Origin of the sequence: Burkholderia gladioli, from assembly GCF_000959725.1 — a bacterium.
Classification (GTDB): domain Bacteria; phylum Pseudomonadota; class Gammaproteobacteria; order Burkholderiales; family Burkholderiaceae; genus Burkholderia; species Burkholderia gladioli.
The window spans coordinates 86,966-106,511 of sequence record NZ_CP009323.1 but is presented as its reverse complement, the minus strand read 5'-3'; the positions used below and the strand labels follow the sequence as shown (position 1 = coordinate 106,511).

Genomic DNA, 19,546 nt, shown 5'->3' with positions numbered 1-19,546 from the left:
ATGCAGTTAGTTGGCGGATAAGAGAACTCGAGTCAGTGCTCGACTGGGCGACGGTGCACCGGTATCGTGAAGGCGAAAATCCGGCACGATGGAAGGGCCACCTCGACAAGATACTGCCTGCGCGCACAAAGGTGCGGAAGGTCCGGCACCATGCCGCCCTGCCGTACACAGAATCGGCAGCGTTCGTCAAGGCACTGCGGGCGCAGGATGGCATCGCGGCGGCACGAACCTGTCCGCATTTTTGTGGGCGAGGCGGTTGAACAACGTGTTATCCGCGCGCCTGCATAATCGCTCTCCGAACAGGAGAGCAAACTGGGGTTCATCGCTGATTTCCAGTCGAACGCAGACCGCACGGTCTTGGCCAGTACGTTGCGCAACGCCAGCCAGAGTAGCTTGATGGCCGCCTCGTCATTTGGGAAGTGACCACGGGTCTTGATGATCTTGCACAACTGCATGTTCAAACTTTCTATGGCGTTCGTGGTGTACACGACCCGTCGAATCTCCGGCGGAAACACGCAGAACGGCACGACGTGCTCCCACGCGCGTTGCCACGACTGCACGATCGTCGGGCACTTCGCGCCCCAAGGCCCGTCGGCGAAGTCTTGCAGCGCCTGCCGTGCCGCCTCTTCGCTGGCAGCCGCGTAGATCGGGCGCCGCGCTGCGGCGAGCACCTTACGGTCCTTGTAGCTGGCGTATTCGAGGCTGTTGCGGATCAAGTGCTCGATACAGGTCTGAACGGTGGTCCGCGCATAGGCCGCGCTGATGGCCTCGGTGAGCCCCTTCAGGCCATCGACCACGGCGATCAGGATGTCCTGGCAGCCGCGCGTCTTCAGTTCGTTGAACACCTTGAGCCAGAACTTGGCCCCCTCGGTTTGCTCGATCCAGAGGCCCAGCACGTCGCGCTGGCCATCGGCCTGGATACCCAAGGCCAGATAGACGGCCTTGTTGCTGACCACGCCGTCGTCACAAATCTTGACCCGTAGGGCATCGAAGAACACCACCGGATACATCGTTTCGAGCGGGCGGCTCTGCCAGCTCAGCGCCTCGGCCATTACCTCGTCGGTGACCGGGCTGATGAAGTCGGGAGATACCTCGGTGCGGTAGCTCTCGGCCAGAAAGGCCTGAATCTCGCGCACGCTCATGCCACGGGCGTACATCGCAATGATGCGTTCGTCGAAGCCGGTGAAGCGGCGCTCGTGCTTCGGAATCAGGATCGGTTCGAAGCTGCCGTCGCGATCGCGGGGGACTTCGACCCGAACCGGACCACGATCAGTGATGACCGTCTTGCCGCTGGCGCCGTTGCGCTCGTTGGCTTGCCCGGCCGGCTTAGACTGGCCCGGCGGGTAGCCCAGATGCAAATTCATCTCGGCGCCCATTGCGCGTTCGATGATCGCTTTGTTGAACGCCAGCATCAGGTCCTGCACCTCGACCGGCGTCATCGGCCCCTTGACCAACTGGTCCAGCAATTCCTTGGGCAGTTCAGGCAGCGGCCCGCGGGCCGCTGCCTGGGATGCTACCGTTCGTTTCTTCTTCATTGGCATATCCATGACTTTTACCTCTCATGATATGCCTCGCCCACGAAATGACGGATAGGTCCCGCAGCACGGGCGCTCGAATTGCTCATCCTGACCGCAGCCAGGACCAGTGAAGTCATTGGTGCTGTGCGCAACGAGTTTGATCTGGAGGCGGCTATATGGACGGTGCCGGCAGAGCGGATGAAGGCCGAACGGGCACACCGGATTCCGCTGCCTGATTCCGCGCTTGCACTGGTGCGCCGGCTGCTTGAAGAGACAGACGGTGACCTGGTGTTCCCGGGGACGAAGAAGGGCAGGTCGCTGTCCAACATGGCCATGCTCACGGTTCTGCGCCGGATGAAACGCACCGGCCTGACAGTACACGGTTTTCGCTCGACATTCCGTGACTGGGCCGCCGAGTGTACGACCTATCCCAACGAGATGGCGGAGATGGCCTTGGCGCACACAGTGGATGACAAGGTCGAGGCCGCCTACCGTCGCGGTGACATGTTCCAGCGTCGCAAGCAGATGATGGACGACTGGGCGGCATACTGTGACGAGAAAAGATAGATAATTTTGGATCGCTCACGAATGTCAACCCGTAAATGATGGGCGTCAGATCTGGCGGCGGCATTCTGCGCATCAGTGATTCGCGGTCGCCCGCAGTTTGGTCGCCAGCCAGCCATGCGGCTGGAAATAGCGAGGATTTTTTACGTCGTGGGATCTCGGAGCAAGAACCGGCTCGTCGTGTTGGCGGAGTGGGAACCACAGGGAAACCATGAGAAATCCGCCGCGGGAGCACCACTCGGGTTTTGGCAACAATTCTCCTGAACGCGTGTTTGAGGCGCCGGTGAAGGCGAGTTAATCTGGCAACGTCCGGCGGTGACCGGACACCATCAGGAGGACCTGCATCATGAACGAGCACAGTGGTGGGTGCGAAGGCGCGAAAGCCCGCCTTATTCGCCTTCGGGAGGTGCGCGCGCGCGTAGGCCTTGGCGCCAGCACAGTCTACCGGTACCTGGCGGCAGGGAATTTTCCGAAGCCTGTCGAGATTGGTGGCGGAAGGGTGGCATGGCTCGAAAGCGAAATCGATGCGTGGATCGCGAATCGTCCAGAGGCAGGCTGGTGTAGTCCGGAATAGCCTCTTAACTGCGGACGGGAAGGTTAGCGAGCTTCGCGGCAGAGCCCATTCAACCGCTTCCGCCTTCGGCGGGAGCGGGTCGTGTCCAGTGCGGCGTGGAATTAGATTGCCGACGGCAATCGAGTGCATCCGAAGGAGTTACAGACGATACGGGAATGTGCCGGCGGCATAAGGGTGTGGGTGCCGATCGTCAGTACCGTTATTTCTCCGATTTCGCCTGGCAGACGCCTGTATCGGCCGCTACGATGGTGTGGTGCGCAGCCGCTCTAGCGAGGGCGCTCACGCATCATCTCCTGGTGGCCGTCGGCGCGGGACGTTACCCCCGCTAGTCCTACCGCAGCTCTCATCCTCTCATACGGTCCAATGCCCTTGGTTTCGGCATCTATCAAGATCAGCCCAACGGCGCAGAGACCGGCTTTATCATGGCGTTCGACCGGCCTGCGTCTGGGCGACATCGAATACGGGTAGCGCAGGCACCTCGGCAAAGGGGGGCGTGCGTATATTCCGGGTGCCTACAAATGAGACGATGAGCAGGCGTCGCAGGCGATTTGCGCGGAGGCGATGATCTCCGGCGAATCAGTACCGGATTTCGTTTCGATGAAGATTTTCGTCGTCATCCGTGACGATACCGAAGCCACTTCGGCTGGCCCGAGATTCAGCGAGGTCGAATCGACAAGGTCGGAATCGAAAAGCATCAGCAGCGAGGTGTTGGTTCGGTCGAATGACGTGTAGGCGGGCCCATCACGCGTCGGCGAATCCAGCGCGCGTCTCGTGACTGGTCGACGGCATGTTACCTGGGACGGGGCGTCCGCACGTACGTTCAAACACATCTTGTGGAGCTCCCGGTTCTGCGAGAGTCGCAACAGATGACTCATTGATGTTGGCTGAAACGTCACCCCCGCGGTCCCCGGCACTCACGTCTAACGTTGCTGGCTATTGCAGGACATTCTCTAAAACGCGTTCCGTTAGACCATCAAAACGGACTTCCGTACAAGATCGCTTCGCAGTCTTGAACCATGCACCTTTCCCGATAGCAGACTCGCGCCTTGCCTTCCAGCGGCGCTTGCGCGCTGACCAGCGGTCACCAGAATTGTGGGATGTTCACTTCCGCGTCTCTGTGCCGACTACGCTAAAGCATACCCTCCATTTCTTCGCAGTTGATATTTCGTCTGAGAAAACCGAAAAAAGATACGTGGCTCAGGCCCGACGACTCCGCCGCGATTGAACCTCACGATTGACCAGTGGCCGAAACTTCAGGTGCCCTCGCGCCCGCGCCGGTCAGCCGGAATGGCACAACTGGAACGGTACAGGCACGCGCATTTGAGGCTGGGAACATCATGAAAGAACTCAATGCATGGACAGTCGCTGGCATGGGGAGCGCCCCTCAGATGCTACCGCCAAATGCTGCTGCCGATGAGCGTTTGCAGCGGGCCGAGTCTGAAGTCCATCGGCTGACCAGATGCGTGGCAATGAAGGACCGGCAGCTTTGCGAACTGCGCAAGGCGCTTGCGCATTCCGCGACCGTTCATTACTCGTTTGAAGATCGCCTGCAGCGTGAACTGGATTCTCTGCGGATCATGATGCCTGTGAACGAATTCCACGAGCATTGGGGCAAGTCCACCGCTGGCCGATCCGTGGAGGGCATTGTCGTGAAGCTTCCTTACGTGACTTCGATACTGTCCGTCCTGTTTGATGCAATGTGTACGTTCTGGGTGGACTGCGATCACGATCACCCTCCGAAGTCTTCGACTGTCGCGCACGCCATCGACGAACGCCTGGGCTTGAGTTCGCAACGGAACGGAGAGGCTTCGCGCAGCGGGCAGGCTTATGCGTCGGCGATCAGGCCGGACTGGGCGAAGGAGGCCGACAACCGCCACCATTGGCGGCCTGCACGGATGCGCTGATGCAGGAGGCCAGTCGCCTGGACTGCCGCTTGCGGTCTCGTCGTTTCGTTGCCGCATCCGGCGAGGTGCTTGTCACCGAGCGTATACTCAGAACGGGCGCCCGCGTCAGTGGAAGACGAATGACCCCGCAAGCCAGCTTTAGCGAGTGGGACCTGTGAAGATCTGCCCGAAGCGGGTGATCGAGTCCAGTAACGTATCGGGATCGCACTGGAGATTGCGGAACGCAGCAGGCCCCAGTTCAATTGAGCACGCAACGATATCTGCGCGGCCCGGCGCAGATCGAACGCCGATATCGCGTAGATCGAGTCCGAAACGTCTGTACAGACGTGCAACGGAGCGCGAGACGACGCCGATCACGTGTGTCGCGCCGAACGAGAGGGCGAGCGCCATTGCGTAGGGGAACAAGGACATGCCCGAGGTCGAGCCGGTTCGGTGGTCTGGCAGTCCGGGTCCTGCGAACCGCGACATCTCCCATATCGAACTCGATGACGGCAACAAGCCTGGGCCTGCGAGCTGTGGGAAAACATCACGGAGCAGATAGGGTCCTGTGGTGGGCATCAGACGCGCGCATCCGCAGACCTCGTCGTCGGCGGACAGTGCGACCAGATGGATGGTACTGGCAGCGTCGAATTCATCCCACTCGATTGTGGCATCGTCGGACACGCCAGGTATTTCCCAGTGCAGGCGCTGGACAAAGACCTTGTGGCGAAAGGTGCCGAGATTGCAACGGATATCCAATGGCAGGTCATCAAGCCTGCCGGCAACGATGGATGACATGGGCTCCTCCTGGAGTTAGCCGTTGAGGCGACGCTATCAGCGTGTCTGTGGCCCGGGAACTCGGAGCTTTGGGAGGGTGTTGATGGATGCGCGCGAGCGTGCACGGGCCAACGTCATTTGTATGGTGACGGGCAGGACGTGCGGTGGAACTTCAGGAAAAATGGATTCAGGGTTTTATGATGCCCTGTGCCGTCGCGTGGACGGCTGCTGCCGTTCTGCTTCGGATGTTGAGAGCCGCCATCGCTTCTTCGATGTGGTAGTCAACGGTATAGCGGGAGCGGCCGAGGATCTCGCCAATCTCGGCGGAGGTTTTCCCACGCGCGACCCAGGTGAGGCACTCCAGCTGGCGCGGCGTAAGCAGACGTGCCGCCCTTTTTGAATGTATCAGCGCGAGGCGATGCAGTTCAAAATTGAACTGCGCGCTCATCAGGTAAGCCAGTCGGGAGTTGCCTTTGTCGTTGACGCAATGAAGTGGGCCCGACAGGTTAAACAGCAGAATACTGCCATCGGACTGGTGGACCGGGATACTAAGTCCCGCGGGCAGTCCAGCCTCTCTTGCTTCATCGAGCAGACGACTCTCGGCTTTGCTCAACCCGATGATGTCGTGCCACCGGTAGGGCGCGGACTGCAGGAACGCGGCCCGATGAACGGGATCGGTGGACGCGTAGTCTCGACGCTGGTAGTGCCGCATCCACTCCTGCGGATAGTGCGAGCCGATCATCTCGAGTGCCGTTCGCCGCGTGCAGGCCGAGCGGATCGGCGTAACCCGGCTGATCACATAGTGCGGGAAGCCGAGCCTCCTGGCCGCTCGGCCGAAAGACTCGACGAGGGAATAAACGTCTTTGGCGCGTGCAAGACGCATAACCGGTGCTGGGGCACCAGCGAGCAGAGCATCAGATGTGGATGACGGCCCATGTTGGTCGCGGTTAGAACCGCGTCGAGGGACATGTTTCATGTTCGCTACCCTGGCGTTGCCCGACAGGGACTGGAACTGCGGGCGCCAAATGAGAACGAGGCACGCGCGCAATGACAGTGCGGTCCATGCGGCAGGGGCTTTTGGGAGAGAGGCGGTGAGTCAGATCGCACATGCGATTGCCGAAGGCATCGGCGACGGCCAACCGCGGGCATACTGTGCACCCCGCCCGAGTCAGTTTAGCGGTCATTGTAGTCTGTGGATGGCGGTTCAACGATGCATGTAAGAGATTGAAATCATGTGCACCGTGCAGGGGCAGGTGTGAGGAAGGATGATGGTGTCGATGGGCTAACGGACCAGCAGCGCGGCTGCGGAAAACCCGCCGACGCCGCGTGCAAAGAGCAGGAACGGCCTGCCCGGTACCAGTCCCTGGCACTGGGCAAGATTGATGAACGCGTCGCTGACGGTGACGTGGCCGATGTGGGCAAAATTCGCGGCGAACAGCCGGTCCTGCGGAATCTGAAGCGCATCGAGCAGGCGGCGCCATGCAGGCAGATCCAGATGATGGGGCAGGATACGCTGGATGTCTTCCAGTGCGAGATGTGCCTGCTGGACTGTCTGCCTGATCAGGCTGCGCGCCGCGAAGAAGTGCTGCGCTGCCAGGCGCGGTTCTTCATTTGCCAGGACGCCTCGCCAGCCCTGGCCACTGGCATATGTCGTGATCGCGAGCACGCGGTTGACGGCGGCGCCGCGCTCGATGAATGCGGCGAATGCACCATCACCCAGGATCCCTTGACTTTGCATTAACCGTTCTGATTCGAGAGGCATGACGTCGGCGCCGACAAGCAGGACCCGTTTCATGTAGGGCCGGGAGATGAACATCGCACGAATTACACGCAGTGCGCCAAGGGCGGATGCGCAATGCTGCTGCGCGAACGAGAACGCCTCAGCGTTGGTGAAGCCGAACCGGTCGCAGAGCAGGCCGGGTAGCGACTGCGGCGGTGGCACAATGCTGCCCTGGAGCGTATGCACGTAGACGATGCAGTCGACTTCATCAGGTGCGATACCTGAAGCAGCCAGGAGACGCTGGATCGCGCTGGCCGCGAGTCCGATTGCGGTCTGCCCACCCGCACTGCGGTAGTAACGCATCCCGGCCCGCTCCAGGTTCAGTAGGGTGGTGGTCTTCTGTCCTGTTCGCTTTGCCCAGTTCCGGACGTCGTCGATGTGCGGGGGGAGATGGAAGGCGACGTGCGGTATGCCGAGATCGGGGATCATGAAACAGACTGGATAGCGTTCTGCTGACAGAGGTAGGGGGCGCCGCGAGTCTCCAGCAGCGCAGCGCCCACAAAGCCGCCGATCCCGTAGCCCCATAACAGCATGCGATGTGTCCGGCGGCATGGGGTCCAGTGGGGCGCCTGTGCGAGGCGTACGATGGATTCGGTCGCGCCGAGGTGAATGCAATGTCGATGTTGCGCTCCGGCGTCCTGCTGGCCGACCAGGTTGCAAACTGCGCGCGTGAGCGACGGAATACCCGGGTGCCCGACAACCTCGTCAATTTCACAGTGACGAAGAGCGTGTCGCGCGAGCAGAAACTCGATCATCGATAGCAACGTGAATGTCCGGGCATCGGAGACTCGTGCGACACGACGACTGATGTCAACGGGAACGTGCCGGGCTGCTACATCGAGCAGGTGCAGGCCACCTGTTCCGTAGTCGGTTCGTTCCACGAGCAACGCACCGGCGGCGTCACCGTGCACAATGTCAGGTCCGCATATTCTGGAAAACGGTGGGCACCACTTCTCCGCCGCGACAATCAGTATCGTGTGGACCTGCGGTTCAGCGACGAACAGGTCGGACGCCAGCCGCAATGCTGTGAATGGCGACACGCCATGCTGTTGCGAGACCGAAAAAGGAAAGCACGGTGTGCCGATCCCGGCACACAGCCGTCCGGCAACTGTGGTCGAAACATGTTCATCGAGGCTGCTATGACAGAACACGATGACATCGATTGGGCGCGCGTCCGGCGGCCGGGCGGCGCAGATCGCGTTTGCCAGTTTTGCGGCGAGTCCGGAAAGATCCGTACCGGTTTCGACCGGCACCATGCAGGTCATGTCGGGTGTGGCCACACCGGAATGTACAGGGCGCGAACCACCGGTTTCCTCGCCCGGCCATGCGTCCAGCCAGTGCCCGTAGTCGGGGTGCCAGGATCTCATCCAGGCATCCCAGCCGGGATGTCCTGTTGCGCGTAGTGCCGATTCCATTGCCGTCCATCGGGACAGCGGTATGGCGTCCGGCACCCAGGCCGCAACGGCGGTGATGACGGGCGGGTTCATGCGTCACCCTCGGCCGAGCCGCAGTCGTTGGCGAGATCGCCGGGTAGCAGGTCATACAGTACGCGCCCAAACCGCCATCCACGCATGACGTGGCAATCCCGCTGCAGCCCGATCAGGTGAAAACCGATCCGCTCGAGCAGGCGTCGCGAGCGCGCATTGCAGTCCGCGGCCCATGCCGTAATGCAGTGCAGCCGGTCGGTTTCGAGCACCTCGTGGAGCAGCCTGACGGAGGCAACAAACGTCATGTCCGGGCAGGTGGGCCGCCGGCTGTCGCGCAGTACCCAGAACGAGCCGGTACCGAATGCATGCGTCAGATCGCTGACAGCCACAACGCCGCTTGGAGCTTCATGCCCTGCCGGTCCGAATACGCGCAGGCGGTGCCGGGCGCTTTGCACCATGAGCTGCACGGCAAGCACGGGAAGCGTCTGACGGCCTTGCCCGAAATCGAACCACTGGTTGATGTCCGGTTCGGTGAGCCAGGCAGCGATGTCATTCACATCGTTGCTGCCCGGTTCACGAAGCCAGCATGAGCCGGATCCTCGACCCGTCTGGCCGGGTCCTTCAGTCTGGTGCGCGGATGCCTGTGTCCGCCCTTCGCTGTTCACGGGGAATCTCCTGCTGGTGAACGACTTATGCCGACGCGCTGAACGTGCGTAGCGCCGCCTCGACCTTCATCAACAGCATCGCAAACCAGTGCATCGTCTGGAACCGTGCCGCTGGTGGAAGACCTTCCACGTAGCCATGGCCACCGCAAAGCTGTACCAGCTCCCGCGCAACGTCCGTCGCTTCGGTGGCAACGTGGCGCGCCATCTGCGACACGGCGGCGATCTGCGCCTGCGTATCGTCCGCTGCCACCGACCGGAGAAAGAGGTGGATGGTATGCGCGGACATGAGCATGTCGGCGAGCCGGGTTGCGACAAGCTGATGGGTGACGATCGGCTTGCGAAACGTCTGTCGGGTTACGCTATAGGCGAGCGCGAAGTCAATGCCCTGCTGCACGGCACCGGAAAGCAGCGCTGTGAGGTAGGTTGCTGTATCCGCGAGCCACCGTCGTACCGGATCGCCGCCCTGATTCGCGGCCTGGGGCACCACCAGGAATGGGGCATTGCCCGCACGGGCGGGAGTGCGGGTGATCGTTAGCGCGCCGAGCACGGCAACGGGAGCGGTACCCCGAACGTCCTGTCCTGCAGGCGGTGTCGCCAGCATGAGCTGCGGACGTCCATCGTTCATGCCGACCATTATTGCCGGCGAGGCCGGATGCTGGCGCAGGATCCAGAGGCTCGAAGCGCTCATGTCGGGGATACCCAGCGCAATGGACGTGGTGCCGTCGAAGTAATGCTGGATATCGCGATCGGGTAGCCGGTCAAGTGCATCGTATTCGCGCAGCGTCATCAGTGCGGGGCTGCTGAGCGTCAGCTCGGCCGCGCGCTCCAGCGGACCCGCTGCGAACTGTTCAACGACAAGTGCCAGGTCGTGCCGGCTGATTCCCATGCCTCCCACCTGCTCCGGCAGGATCATGGTCGCGAGGTCGAGCGTCGCAGCGAGCGTGACCGTTTCGCTCCATTGGGCGACGTCTGGGCGGGCGGCCAGCAGTGGTTCAAGGCGCTCGCGCGCAAACTGCCAGGCAGCAGCACGCAACCCCTGCTGGTCGTCGCTGAGTGTCCAGGATGCTGGCGTGAGGTCCGCCACGACGGATTCGCTCGATGGCATGATGATTCTCCGGATCTCGTGGCGTCACACGAGCATTTCGACGGGTTCGGGATGACTGAGGAAATGCAGCGGGCTCGCCGAGCGGCCATACGCACCCGACTGGCTTACCACGACGAAATCGCCAATATGGGCTTCGGGAAGTTCGATGTCGTCCGCCAGACGGTCGAGCGGCGTGCACAGGCACCCCACCACATGGCAGCGTTCGCGTGTCACACCGTCGGGGCGGTTTCCGAGGACGACCGGAAAGTTACGGCGAAGGACCTGACCGAAGTTGCCGGAGGCGGCGAGGTGATGGTGCAGGCCGCCATCCGTGATGACGAATGTTCTGCCGCGCGAGACCTTGTGGTCGATGACCCGGCATACGTAGATTCCCGCCTCGCCTACCAGGTAGCGCCCGAGTTCCAGGACAGGCACGATTCCCGGCAGACGTTCGCCAAGCCGTGGCAGCCAGTCGTGCATTGCCTCGCACACTGCCTTTACATCAAGCGGTGTATCGCCAGGGAAGTAGGGGATGCCAAAACCGCCGCCAAGGTTCACGAACCGCGGCAGTTCGGTCAAACCGCTGGCCAGCTGGAGGACGAGTTCAACACTCTGGCGCTGGGCCTCGATGACCGTTGCTGCAAGCAGGCACTGCGAACCCCAGAAGATGTGAAAGCCGGCGAGTGTGACTTCCCGTGCTTCGAGTTCGCGCAGCAGCGCCGGCACCTGGTCCACATCGACGCCGAACGGCGCCGCACCGCCTCCCATGCGCATGCCGCTCTGTCCAACCTGGAAGTCGGGATTGACGCGGATTGCCACGCTGGGCTGCACGCCCAGTTCCCATCCGAGTGCGGTGACGAGCCGCAACTGGGTTTCCGATTCAACGTGCACGTTTACTCCGCTGGCGACGGCGCGTCGCAGGTCGTCGTGAGACTTGCCTGGCCCGGCAAAGCCGATTGCGGCGGGGGTGGTGCCCGCATCGAGCGCGAGCGCCATCTCTTGTGCCGAGGCGACATCGAAACCGTCGACCCGTGCGGCGAGGTAGTGCACGACGGCGGGCATCGGATTCGCCTTGATCGAGTAATGAAGGTGCATGCCGGAAGGCAGCAGGCTGCGCAGGTCACGGATGCGGGCGTCGATCGCAGACCGATCGTATGCGAAAAACGGTGTGCGCCCGGCACGATCAGCAAGCTGTCTTACGTCTACGCCACCGAACTGCAGCCCCGGAGGCCGCCGGATGAGTGTCAGGCTCACGATGCTTTCTCCCCTGAACCGTGTCCGAGCGAGGCGAATCCAAGCGCGGCAACCCTATTCCGTAGCGCCGCCCTGTCGAACTTGCCGTTGGGATTGCGTGGAATGTCCGTGCAGCTCACGATGTCACGCGGGACCATATAACGTGGCAGGCGCTGCACGCACCAGTTGCGGAGGTCATCGACAGATGAGTCACCAGCCAGGACGACAAGCAGCGCAACCGCTTCGCCAAGCGCATCATCCGGGATACCGAGCGCGACGGCTTCCACGACGAGGCCGCTTGCGTGAACCGTTTCCTCGATTTCCTCCGGACTGATGCGGTAGCCGGAGCTCTTGATCTGGGCGTCATTGCGGGCGATGAAATAAAGAAAACCTTCGCTGTCGCGCCGCGCGAGGTCGCCAGACCAGACTGCAATATCACGCGGCGCGCCGCCCGGTTTTGCTTCGGGCGACGGGCGGTAGCGTTGCGCGGTCCGCGCGGCGTCGTTCCAGTAGCCGAGTGTGACGCACGCGCCCACGTGCACCAGCTCGCCGGGTTCGTCGGGAGCGCACGGCGTACCGTCCTCATGGACCACCAGGATGCGCGCATTGGGCACAGCGTTACCGATCGAGTCGGGCCGCCGGTCGACCTGTGCGGGATCGAGATAGGTGGAACGGAATGCCTCGGTCAGTCCGTACATCAGGTATGGCGTGGCACGGGGGAAGAGCGTCCTGAGCTTCTGCAGCACGGGCAATGGGAGGCGACCGCCGGTGTTCGCGAAGTAGCGCACCGCATTGCGCGGCCCGTCAGGCCACGTCGCGCCCGCGAGTTGCATCCACAGTGGCGGCACACCGGTGATGGCGGTGACGCGTTCGCGCTCGCACGCGAGGATGGCGTCCTGCGCAGTGAGGTAGTTCAGCAGGACCGCTGTTGCGCCAGCAGACCAGGCCGAGGTGAGCTGGCTCAGGCCCGCATCGAAGCTCAGTGGGAGAAGCGCGAGGATGCGGTCAGACGGCTCGTGACGCAGATACTCCGCTACGCTCCAGGCGCCCTCAAGCAGGTTCCGGTGACTGAGCATCACGCCCTTGGGCAGGCCCGTCGAGCCGGAGGTATAGAGAAGGGCGGCAAGGTCGGTGTCAATGCATGGCGTGGACGGTGCCGGAATCGAGGCATTGCCGGGGGCCGCGGTGTTCCGGTCCGGCCAGCGGTGGACCATGACCGTTCCTGTGCAGAAGAGGGCCGGGTCAGGCGCATCTACCACGATCAGATCGGATACGGGTGCAAGGCCGTCCGCAGCCTGGGACCGCGCGCGAAATGCGGAGGTCACCAGACACCGGGCGCCGCTGTCGCGAAGCACGTGGGCCACCTGGTTCGGTTTCAGGAGCGGATTGACCGGGACGAACACGCAACCCGCGGCGCAGGCGCCGAGCATCGAAACGACGGTCTCGATACGCTTGTCGAGAAAGATTGCAACGCGCTCCCCCGCAGCGATGCCAAATGAGGATAGAGCCTCCCCGAGCGCGTGGCTCCTCTTAAGCAGTTCGAGGTAGGAGACGCGGACATCGCCGCACACGAGCGCCTGCGCATCAGGTGAACGGCGCGCTGCTGACTGCACAAGATCAAGGAGGTTTCGCATGGCCGGATCGCTATGAAGTTCTGGGTCAATGGCGGATCACCATCGCGCCAAAGCAGCCGGCAAGTCCGCTGGAGAACAGCAGCGAGTGCGAGCCCGGTTGCGCGCGCGGCGCGGTGTGGAAGTTGATGAACGGGTCGGCACCGAACACGTGGCCGAGGCGTGCGAAATTCGCCGTGAAAAGGCGCTCCTGGGGTACGGACAGCATGGTCATGAGGCGCTGCCAGCCGGGAAGGTTGACGTGGTGAGGCAGGACATGGACGAGTTCATTGCCTGTGAGACCTGCCTGTCGAAGTGCCGCACGCATCGTCGTGAATGCCGACCAGTAGTAACGGTCATCCGGCACGGGCTGCAACTCGTCGTCGGTGCCGCGGAAGTAGCGCCCGTCCGTATAGAGATGCAGCCCCACGATGCAGTTGCGGTCCGCACCGCGCTCCAGCAGGATTGCGCACGCCCCATCGCTATGCAGCGCGAGGTCCTGGATGGCGCGCAGATGATCGCAGCCCGAGCCCATCACATCCGCGCAGACAACGATCGCCCGCTGGATGGGGCGACCGGCGATGGTGAGCACGCGCAACACACGGATGGCGGCCATCGGCGAGACGCAGTTTTGCTGCATCACCGCGAATGCGAGTGCGCGGTCCAGTCCCATACGGGACTGGATGAACGCCGCAGTACCGGCAGGCGGTGCGAGGACGCTGCTCCGGATTGTGTGGGTGTAGATAAGCGCATCGATGCTTGCCGGTGTCGTGCCGGTATCCTCGAGCAGGGTGGAAATCGCCTCGCACGCGAATGTGACGGGTGGTCCCGCTGCAGCATCGTGGAACTGCTGTACGCCATTGCGCAGCAGCGCGCTCGCGCGCCCTTCGGGAAATCCGCAGCGACGGGCCCAGGTGTTTGCATCGACTGTCCGGGCCGGAAAGCTGGTTGCGATGCCGGACAGCGATAACATGGAAGTGGTTGCGGGCGCAGTCATGGCTGCCTCACGCGGTATTCGAGGATGGCGCAGGCGGCCTGTCCCTGAAAGCCGGCCGACCAGAGCAGAATGCGTTGTCCGTCCGACGGAGCAACCGATTGCAGCAACATGTGGAGCTGCGCCGGCGTGTCTGCGGCGCACAGGTACCCAATGTCGCCCGGGTCGGGGTACCACATTCGCGATGCAGGCAATTGGGCCTGTGCGGTGACGTCGCACGCCAGGGTTGTGTTGATGCGCGGCGGCACGATCCAGTCGATTGCCGTGGGTTTCAGGCCTGCCTGCGTGCACGTCTGCCCGATCACCTCCACCACGACGGTTTCGTCGATGCATATGTCGGCGGGCGCGACGGGAACCGAAGGCGTGCATACGTTGACGCTGAGCACCTGCCATCCGGGACCGGCGTGACGCCGGATCACTACGGCAGCCGCACCGTCGCCCAGTGCCGTTAGCGATCCGGCCCGCCGCGAGAACGGCGGCAGCCAGCGTTCAGCGCCCACGATCAGTGCACAGCGCGTGTGATCGTCACTGGCCATCATGTCGGCCACCATCTGCAGCGCAAGAAAGAAGGACATGCCCTGGAGCTGTCCAATCGCGAACGGCACGCCCGTCGATCCCAGTTCGCTATGCAGGCGACCCGCGCACGAGAGCGCGAGGTCGTGCTCGAAACTAGTCGCGCAGACGATGACCTGGTCCAGCACGAGGTTGTCCTTCCCGCGGCACCGCCGGATAGCCTCCCCGGCGACCGTTGATGCCATTTCCGAGAGGCAAAGGCGTGGCTCACAGGCGACGCGCACGGGCATTGAGGCATGCACTGATCCCGACGGATGACTGACGTGGGCAGGGCCCGCCACTTCGCCGCTCCAGCGCAGCGTATCGGCATAGACTGATCGCATGATGGTTTCCCGCGCGCATGAAGGTGTAGCCGCTGGCTGCTGTAACACTACGTCCGGCCGCACGCGTGCCTGTGGGATGTAGCGTGCCGTGGCCGCGATGCATGCCTGCCCGCGAACGGGGTCAGTTGCGACGGACATGGGATTCCACGAAGGAGACAAGGTTGCCGAAGCGCAGGAACAGATCGGCAGAGAGGTCTTCCGGCGCGAGCGTGAAGCCGAAACGCTGTTCGAGCTGAAGAAGCAGGTCTGTCATGTTCATGGAGTCGACACCAACGTCGAACAGGTTCGTGTCGTCCGCGATCAGGGCCGCAGCCATGGTGCTGCCGATGGCTGATAGCAGGCATGACCGGATGGTGGCTGAGATTTCCTCGCGCCCGGGGCCGTGCGTGTTATGCGTCGTCATGGGGTGACTCCTGCCCGGATCTGTGGGCGTTGGCTATGTCAGGCGATAAGATGGTGATGAGTCAGGCGTGGTGGGACACTGCACGAGGCACGACCGTGACGTCCCACGGACGTGACGCTGATCGCTGCGCGGCCCGTGCGACCATGAGCCGCTGCAGGTCGCCGGTACCTTCCATGATGTCGAACGCCCTGGCGTCCCGGTAGCCCTGCTCAAGTGACGGACAGGCGGCGATGCCGTCGAGACCGGCGAGGTCTATTGCAGCGCGCGTCACCCGTGCAGCCACGCGCGAGGCAAACGCCTTGGTCATGGAGGAATCCATTGACGTTGCTATGCCGCGATCTGCTTTCCAGGCCGTGCAGTGACAGAGCAGCCATGCGGCCGCAATCTGGCGGTCGATGTCGAGCAGGGACGCTTCCACGCCGGCTACGCCCTGGTGCCTGTCCGCGGGCGTGCCGCCCGCATCTAGCCACGCCGCAAGGTCCGCGCGCACCCGCCTGCAGCTACCGACCATGACGGCGGAAAGCAGGGGCCTGAAGTAGTCCCAGGAGCGCTGCGCACCCGAGAAAGCGTCGTCGAGCGGCTTTTCGTCGCCACGGGCAAGCAGCGCATCGTCGGTGACCTCGCAGTCGGTGTAGGAGAGCACGGCAAGCTGGGTCGCACGCAGGCCTGCCATCCGCTCGATGCGCGACACTTCGAATCCGGGTGTATTGCTCTCTACCAGGAATGCGCGGATACCGTAGCGGCCCATCTGCCGGTTGATCGTTGCAAACGTGATGGCGCAGTCGGCGCGCGCGCCGTTCGTGATAAAGCACTTTGTGCCGTTCAGAACCCAGCCGCGACCGGTCTTCCTTGCACTGGTACGCATGGCAGTCGCGTCGGAACCATAGTCCGGCTCGGTGATAGCGAAGGCGCCCCAGCGCGGTGTGCCCGACTGGAATTGCAGGAAGAACCGGGCCTGCTGTTGCGTCGAGGCGAGCGCACCAACAGGCGGCATGGCGAGACCCGGGCCCGGTAAAGCAAGGGCGAGGCTTGCGTCGGCTTCCCCGAGGCAGGCCATCAACGTTGCCTGCGCCACGAGGGACTGCAGGGCCAGACAACCGCCGTACTGGATGGGTACAAGGTTCATGTTGAGGGCGCTGACGTCATCCGCACGCCAGGGCGGACCGACAATCTGTCCGGTTGCATCCGATTCGAGGCTGACATCGCGGATACGCCTGGCAAGCAGATCAAGATCGAGTCCACGCTCGGCGAGCGCTGCAGCGATATCGTCGATCGTGTAAACCTGCTGCGAGCTCTGTTCATGCCGCGTCATGTCGCCTTCTCCCGAGCGGGCGCATCTGCGCCCTGGACCAACATTCACGCCAACCCACGGATGATGTGTGCGTGTCGTCTGGCAATGAGCGTAGGCATTGGGACGGGTAGTCGTCACCTCCGAACATTGGGAGGTGTTGTATCGGAGGGCGTCGGCGGCGGCGTCATCGTGGTCACGCGACACGGATGACCGATAATGATGTCCGGATCGAACGATGATGGCTAACTACGGGTGTGACGTATGGCAGCGCGAAAACAGGCGACAGAGAAAAAACCGTTGCTGAAGCGAGACAAGCGGGGGCCCCGCACGACCAAGCGGGGAGACCAGGTGGCCGAACTTATCAAGACGTGGATTACCGATGGAAAGGTGCGCCCCGGTGTGCGACTGAACAAGGAGGCCGAGCTCCAGGACATATTCAACGTCAGCCGCGGCTCGATGCGCGATGCCCTCAAGGCACTGGAGGTGCAGGGACTTGTGCGTCTGAGTACGGGACCGGACGGTGGCGCGACGATTACGCGAGTGCCGCTTGCCCGTGCATTTCAGGCATTACAGAACTACCTGTTTTTCGAGAGCATCAGTCTCGAAGATATCTACGCCGTGCGGCGCGTGCTGGAGCCGCTACTTGCAGCAGGGGCGGTCGAGCATCTGACGGAGGCCGACCTGGGAGCGCTCGAGCGTAGCGTGGAAGTGTGCGAGCCGTTTGTCGCAAGCCATGACCATGCGCTTGACCAGCGCCATGAGGACATCCACTTTCATGACGTGCTCGCCGCGGCAAATCCCAACGCGTTCCTTCGCTGCGTATGCCAGATCATCAACCAGATGCTGCACAGCCTGGTGATCGTGGCTGGCAACGTGACTCAGGAGGATTATCAGGCGTTCGGGCGGCAGACCGTCGCTGCCCATCGAGCGATTCTGGATGCCGCGAAGAGGCGCGACGCCGCCGCGGTGGAGCAGCTCATGGCGGCGCACATGGAAGAGGCGGAAGCGCAATTGCGCAAGGTGCACGCGGCCTTGCGCCAGAAGCTGGTACTGGATTCGGACCTTGGCCTGCACGTGCGGAGTAAGGGAGGTTCGTGATAAGGCGTCCGGCCCGGTGTTCTACAGGTCCGGACATTCGTTCTGACAGATAGCTTCAACGTGGTGTGCCGCTTGCAATGGATGAGGAAAGCGCACGTGTGAGCTCAGTCAACGGCGCGCGTCCGAGGGCAAGCTCGAGGATGTGGCTGGCCCAGAGCACAAGGGCATCCGCATGACGGCCGCCAACGATCTGTATGCCGACCGGCAGTCCTTCCGAAGTCGCTCCTGCATAGACGCTTGCAGCGGGAAGGCCCAGCTGGTTGCACCATGCGGTGAAGTGGGGAAACAGTTCATCGCTGGCTGGGCGTTCCGCAAGGGGCATGGCCACACGGGGATACACGGGACAGATGACAAGGTCGTACCGCTCGAAGAATGCGTTGACGGTGGCGCCCAGTTCGCCTCTCTCGATGAGTGCCCCGAGCAACGCCTGGCGCGATATTGCAGCGCCCGCATTGGAGTAGGCCTGTAATGACGAATCGAGCGCCGCGCCGCCGTCAGGCATGCCTTCGGTGAGCTGGTGGCAGCAGGCCGGCCAGAGGATGGCGTGGATGGCGTTACAGCGAGCGATACCCGGCGGGTCTTCCGGATGGACCCTGGTGCCAAGGTCACGGAATGTGTCGGCCGCACGCACGACCGCGTCGTGGACTGCGGTTTCGGGCGTGACAGCGAGCCCCAACGATGGACTATACGCTATGCGTACCCCACCCGGTGCTGGCTTGCACTTCAGACCAAGTTCATAGTCGCTGGCGTCGAATGGCAACGCGTACCAGTCGCGACTGTCAGGACGGCTGATGACGGTCAGGGTGCGGGCTGCATCCGCCACGCAGCGGGTCACGGGACCAACATGGCTTAGTAACCCAAACGGCCCGCGGGGTGCATGCGGGACACGACCGAAGCTTGGCTTGAAGCCGAACGTGCCGGTGAAGGCGGCTGGAATCCGGATTGACCCGCCGCCGTCAGTGCCAATCGCGACCGGCGCCATACCGAGGGAGACCGCCGCTGCGGCGCCGCCACTGCTGCCGCCGGGGGTCCGTTGCGTGTCCCAGGGATTGCGCGTGACGCCGGTCAACGGGCTGTCGGTGACGATCTTGTGGGCGAACTCAGGCAGGGTGGTCTTCGCGAAGCAGATGGCGCCAGACTCGCGAAGCCTCGCCACGCACGGGCTGTCGTGGCGCGCCGGGGTTTCGTCCGTGGCCCGTGAGCCGTACCGTGTAGCAAGTCCGCCGACCGCGACGTTGTCCTTGACGCTGATCGGCACACCGTCCAGCGGCCCGAGCGCGCGCCTGTGTTGCCATCGTGTCTCGGACGCACGCGCCATGTCGAGTGCATCCGCGGCTATCTGGCAGAAGGCATTCACGGCGGGGTCAAGCTGTTCTATGCGCAGGAGCACGGCCTGCATGACTTCCACGGGGGAGGCGCCCCTCGTCTCGTAAAGAATATGAAGTTCCTGTGCTGTCAGATCGCAGATGTCACTGCCCATGTCGTCTCCACATTAATCATCATAAATTACCTTAGGCGTCACGCTTGTCCGTGTCAAGAATCGATGGGGAATTGATATTCAGGGTAAACGAGCGATCTTCCGACGTTGACATACCCATACTGTCGACGTAAATTTATGATCATAAATGCGCCAACACCCTGGCGGCGAAGCAGTAGTCTCGGCTCAGGACATGACGTGAGTTTGACGGACGTCGCAGTGCGCCGTCACCAAGCATTCCGTAGGAGTTGTCGTCCGATCAGGACGCAGGTT

General features: G+C 62.6%; 17 protein-coding genes and 3 pseudogenes. 5 read left to right on the top strand and 15 right to left on the bottom strand.

What is annotated here, in order from left to right; translation table 11 throughout:
- Positions 1–14: 14 nt before the first annotated feature.
- Positions 15–221, top strand: a pseudogene (locus BM43_RS42290) (integrase); the annotation flags it as partial.
- Between the two features lie 58 nt (positions 222–279).
- On the opposite strand, the pseudogene BM43_RS17330 reads toward BM43_RS42290, so the two are convergent.
- Positions 280–1,541, bottom strand: a pseudogene (locus tag BM43_RS17330) (IS256 family transposase); the annotation flags it as partial.
- A gap of 51 nt (positions 1,542–1,592) precedes the next feature.
- On the opposite strand from BM43_RS17330, the pseudogene BM43_RS17325 reads away from it, so the two are divergent.
- Positions 1,593–2,084 (top strand): annotated as a pseudogene (locus BM43_RS17325) (tyrosine-type recombinase/integrase); the annotation flags it as partial.
- 343 nt (positions 2,085–2,427) lie between these two features.
- A complete protein-coding gene (locus BM43_RS39005) occupies positions 2,428–2,655 on the top strand; it encodes a helix-turn-helix transcriptional regulator (RefSeq protein ID WP_036050217.1) in 228 nt (75 codons plus the stop codon).
- Positions 2,656–3,167: 512 nt separating this feature from the next.
- On the opposite strand, the gene BM43_RS40545 is transcribed toward BM43_RS39005, so the two are convergent.
- Positions 3,168–3,530 (bottom strand): hypothetical protein, encoded by a 363-nt coding sequence (locus tag BM43_RS40545; protein WP_127841036.1) that lies wholly within the window; start codon positions 3,528–3,530, stop codon positions 3,168–3,170.
- Positions 3,531–3,992: 462 nt separating this feature from the next.
- Between BM43_RS40545 and BM43_RS17315 the strand changes: the two genes are divergently transcribed.
- Positions 3,993–4,559 (top strand): hypothetical protein, encoded by a 567-nt coding sequence (locus BM43_RS17315; protein ID WP_042284828.1) that lies wholly within the window; start codon positions 3,993–3,995, stop codon positions 4,557–4,559.
- A 138-nt stretch (positions 4,560–4,697) separates the two neighbouring features.
- Here the strand turns inward: BM43_RS17315 and BM43_RS17310 are convergent, their stop codons facing one another.
- From BM43_RS17310 to BM43_RS17255, 12 genes are all read right to left on the bottom strand, one after another.
- Positions 4,698–5,336, bottom strand: a complete 639-nt coding sequence (locus tag BM43_RS17310) for an acyl-homoserine-lactone synthase (RefSeq protein WP_042284826.1) — start codon at positions 5,334–5,336, stop codon at positions 4,698–4,700.
- A 166-nt stretch (positions 5,337–5,502) separates the two neighbouring features.
- On the bottom strand, positions 5,503–6,198 hold the full coding sequence (locus BM43_RS17305; protein WP_036050220.1) for a helix-turn-helix transcriptional regulator: 696 nt from the start codon (positions 6,196–6,198) through the stop codon (positions 5,503–5,505).
- A 399-nt stretch (positions 6,199–6,597) separates the two neighbouring features.
- Positions 6,598–7,524 carry a 3-oxoacyl-[acyl-carrier-protein] synthase III C-terminal domain-containing protein gene (locus BM43_RS17300; RefSeq protein ID WP_036050221.1) on the bottom strand — a complete coding sequence of 309 codons (927 nt, stop codon included), beginning with the start codon at positions 7,522–7,524 and terminating at the stop codon, positions 6,598–6,600.
- The gene (locus BM43_RS17295; RefSeq protein WP_042284824.1) at positions 7,521–8,582 is read right to left on the bottom strand and encodes a 3-oxoacyl-ACP synthase; all 1,062 of its coding nucleotides are present in this window, start codon (positions 8,580–8,582) and stop codon (positions 7,521–7,523) included. Before BM43_RS17295 ends, BM43_RS17300 begins: the two co-directional genes overlap by 4 nt.
- Complete coding sequence (locus tag BM43_RS17290) at positions 8,579–9,187, bottom strand: GNAT family N-acetyltransferase (RefSeq protein ID WP_036050222.1); 609 nt, start codon at positions 9,185–9,187, stop codon at positions 8,579–8,581. The genes BM43_RS17295 and BM43_RS17290 overlap by 4 nt, the downstream gene beginning before the upstream one ends.
- 25 nt (positions 9,188–9,212) lie before the next feature.
- Complete coding sequence (locus BM43_RS17285; RefSeq protein ID WP_036050223.1) at positions 9,213–10,292, bottom strand: acyl-CoA dehydrogenase family protein; 1,080 nt, start codon at positions 10,290–10,292, stop codon at positions 9,213–9,215.
- 24 nt (positions 10,293–10,316) lie between these two features.
- Positions 10,317–11,525, bottom strand: coding sequence for a pyridoxal-dependent decarboxylase, exosortase A system-associated (locus BM43_RS17280; RefSeq protein ID WP_036050226.1), 1,209 nt, complete (start codon positions 11,523–11,525; stop codon positions 10,317–10,319).
- Positions 11,522–13,138 carry an acyl-CoA ligase (AMP-forming), exosortase A system-associated gene (locus BM43_RS17275; protein ID WP_036050229.1) on the bottom strand — a complete coding sequence of 539 codons (1,617 nt, stop codon included), beginning with the start codon at positions 13,136–13,138 and terminating at the stop codon, positions 11,522–11,524. Before BM43_RS17275 ends, BM43_RS17280 begins: the two co-directional genes overlap by 4 nt.
- Before the next feature lie 25 nt (positions 13,139–13,163).
- Positions 13,164–14,111 carry a ketoacyl-ACP synthase III family protein gene (locus BM43_RS17270; protein WP_036050232.1) on the bottom strand — a complete coding sequence of 316 codons (948 nt, stop codon included), beginning with the start codon at positions 14,109–14,111 and terminating at the stop codon, positions 13,164–13,166.
- Positions 14,108–15,004 carry a 3-oxoacyl-[acyl-carrier-protein] synthase III C-terminal domain-containing protein gene (locus BM43_RS17265; protein WP_227742936.1) on the bottom strand — a complete coding sequence of 299 codons (897 nt, stop codon included), beginning with the start codon at positions 15,002–15,004 and terminating at the stop codon, positions 14,108–14,110. The genes BM43_RS17270 and BM43_RS17265 overlap by 4 nt, the downstream gene beginning before the upstream one ends.
- 121 nt (positions 15,005–15,125) lie before the next feature.
- Positions 15,126–15,407, bottom strand: coding sequence for an acyl carrier protein (locus tag BM43_RS17260; RefSeq protein ID WP_036050237.1), 282 nt, complete (start codon positions 15,405–15,407; stop codon positions 15,126–15,128).
- Between the two features lie 61 nt (positions 15,408–15,468).
- Positions 15,469–16,719 (bottom strand): acyl-CoA dehydrogenase family protein, encoded by a 1,251-nt coding sequence (locus BM43_RS17255; RefSeq protein ID WP_036050240.1) that lies wholly within the window; start codon positions 16,717–16,719, stop codon positions 15,469–15,471.
- A gap of 240 nt (positions 16,720–16,959) precedes the next feature.
- On the opposite strand from BM43_RS17255, the gene BM43_RS17250 reads away from it, so the two are divergent.
- Positions 16,960–17,796: a FadR/GntR family transcriptional regulator gene (locus tag BM43_RS17250; RefSeq protein ID WP_036050242.1), complete on the top strand. Its 837-nt coding sequence runs from the start codon at positions 16,960–16,962 to the stop codon at positions 17,794–17,796.
- 55 nt (positions 17,797–17,851) lie between these two features.
- Here the strand turns inward: BM43_RS17250 and BM43_RS17245 are convergent, their stop codons facing one another.
- Positions 17,852–19,276 (bottom strand): amidase family protein, encoded by a 1,425-nt coding sequence (locus tag BM43_RS17245; protein WP_036050245.1) that lies wholly within the window; start codon positions 19,274–19,276, stop codon positions 17,852–17,854.
- Positions 19,277–19,546: the final 270 nt, after the last annotated feature.

Coding starts and splice junctions, on each gene's coding strand:
- BM43_RS39005 (WP_036050217.1), top strand. CDS start 2,428: ATGAACGAGCACAGTGGTGGGTGCGAAGGCGCGAAAGCCCGCCTTATT.
- BM43_RS17255 (WP_036050240.1), bottom strand. CDS start 16,719: ATGACGCGGCATGAACAGAGCTCGCAGCAGGTTTACACGATCGACGAT.
- BM43_RS17310 (WP_042284826.1), bottom strand. CDS start 5,336: ATGTCATCCATCGTTGCCGGCAGGCTTGATGACCTGCCATTGGATATC.
- BM43_RS40545 (WP_127841036.1), bottom strand. CDS start 3,530: ATGAGTCATCTGTTGCGACTCTCGCAGAACCGGGAGCTCCACAAGATG.
- BM43_RS17285 (WP_036050223.1), bottom strand. CDS start 10,292: ATGCCATCGAGCGAATCCGTCGTGGCGGACCTCACGCCAGCATCCTGG.
- BM43_RS17260 (WP_036050237.1), bottom strand. CDS start 15,407: ATGACGACGCATAACACGCACGGCCCCGGGCGCGAGGAAATCTCAGCC.
- BM43_RS17300 (WP_036050221.1), bottom strand. CDS start 7,524: ATGATCCCCGATCTCGGCATACCGCACGTCGCCTTCCATCTCCCCCCG.
- BM43_RS17275 (WP_036050229.1), bottom strand. CDS start 13,138: ATGCGAAACCTCCTTGATCTTGTGCAGTCAGCAGCGCGCCGTTCACCT.
- BM43_RS17305 (WP_036050220.1), bottom strand. CDS start 6,198: ATGCGTCTTGCACGCGCCAAAGACGTTTATTCCCTCGTCGAGTCTTTC.
- BM43_RS17265 (WP_227742936.1), bottom strand. CDS start 15,004: ATGCGATCAGTCTATGCCGATACGCTGCGCTGGAGCGGCGAAGTGGCG.
- BM43_RS17315 (WP_042284828.1), top strand. CDS start 3,993: ATGAAAGAACTCAATGCATGGACAGTCGCTGGCATGGGGAGCGCCCCT.
- BM43_RS17250 (WP_036050242.1), top strand. CDS start 16,960: ATGGCAGCGCGAAAACAGGCGACAGAGAAAAAACCGTTGCTGAAGCGA.
- BM43_RS17245 (WP_036050245.1), bottom strand. CDS start 19,276: ATGGGCAGTGACATCTGCGATCTGACAGCACAGGAACTTCATATTCTT.
- BM43_RS17295 (WP_042284824.1), bottom strand. CDS start 8,582: ATGAACCCGCCCGTCATCACCGCCGTTGCGGCCTGGGTGCCGGACGCC.
- BM43_RS17270 (WP_036050232.1), bottom strand. CDS start 14,111: ATGACTGCGCCCGCAACCACTTCCATGTTATCGCTGTCCGGCATCGCA.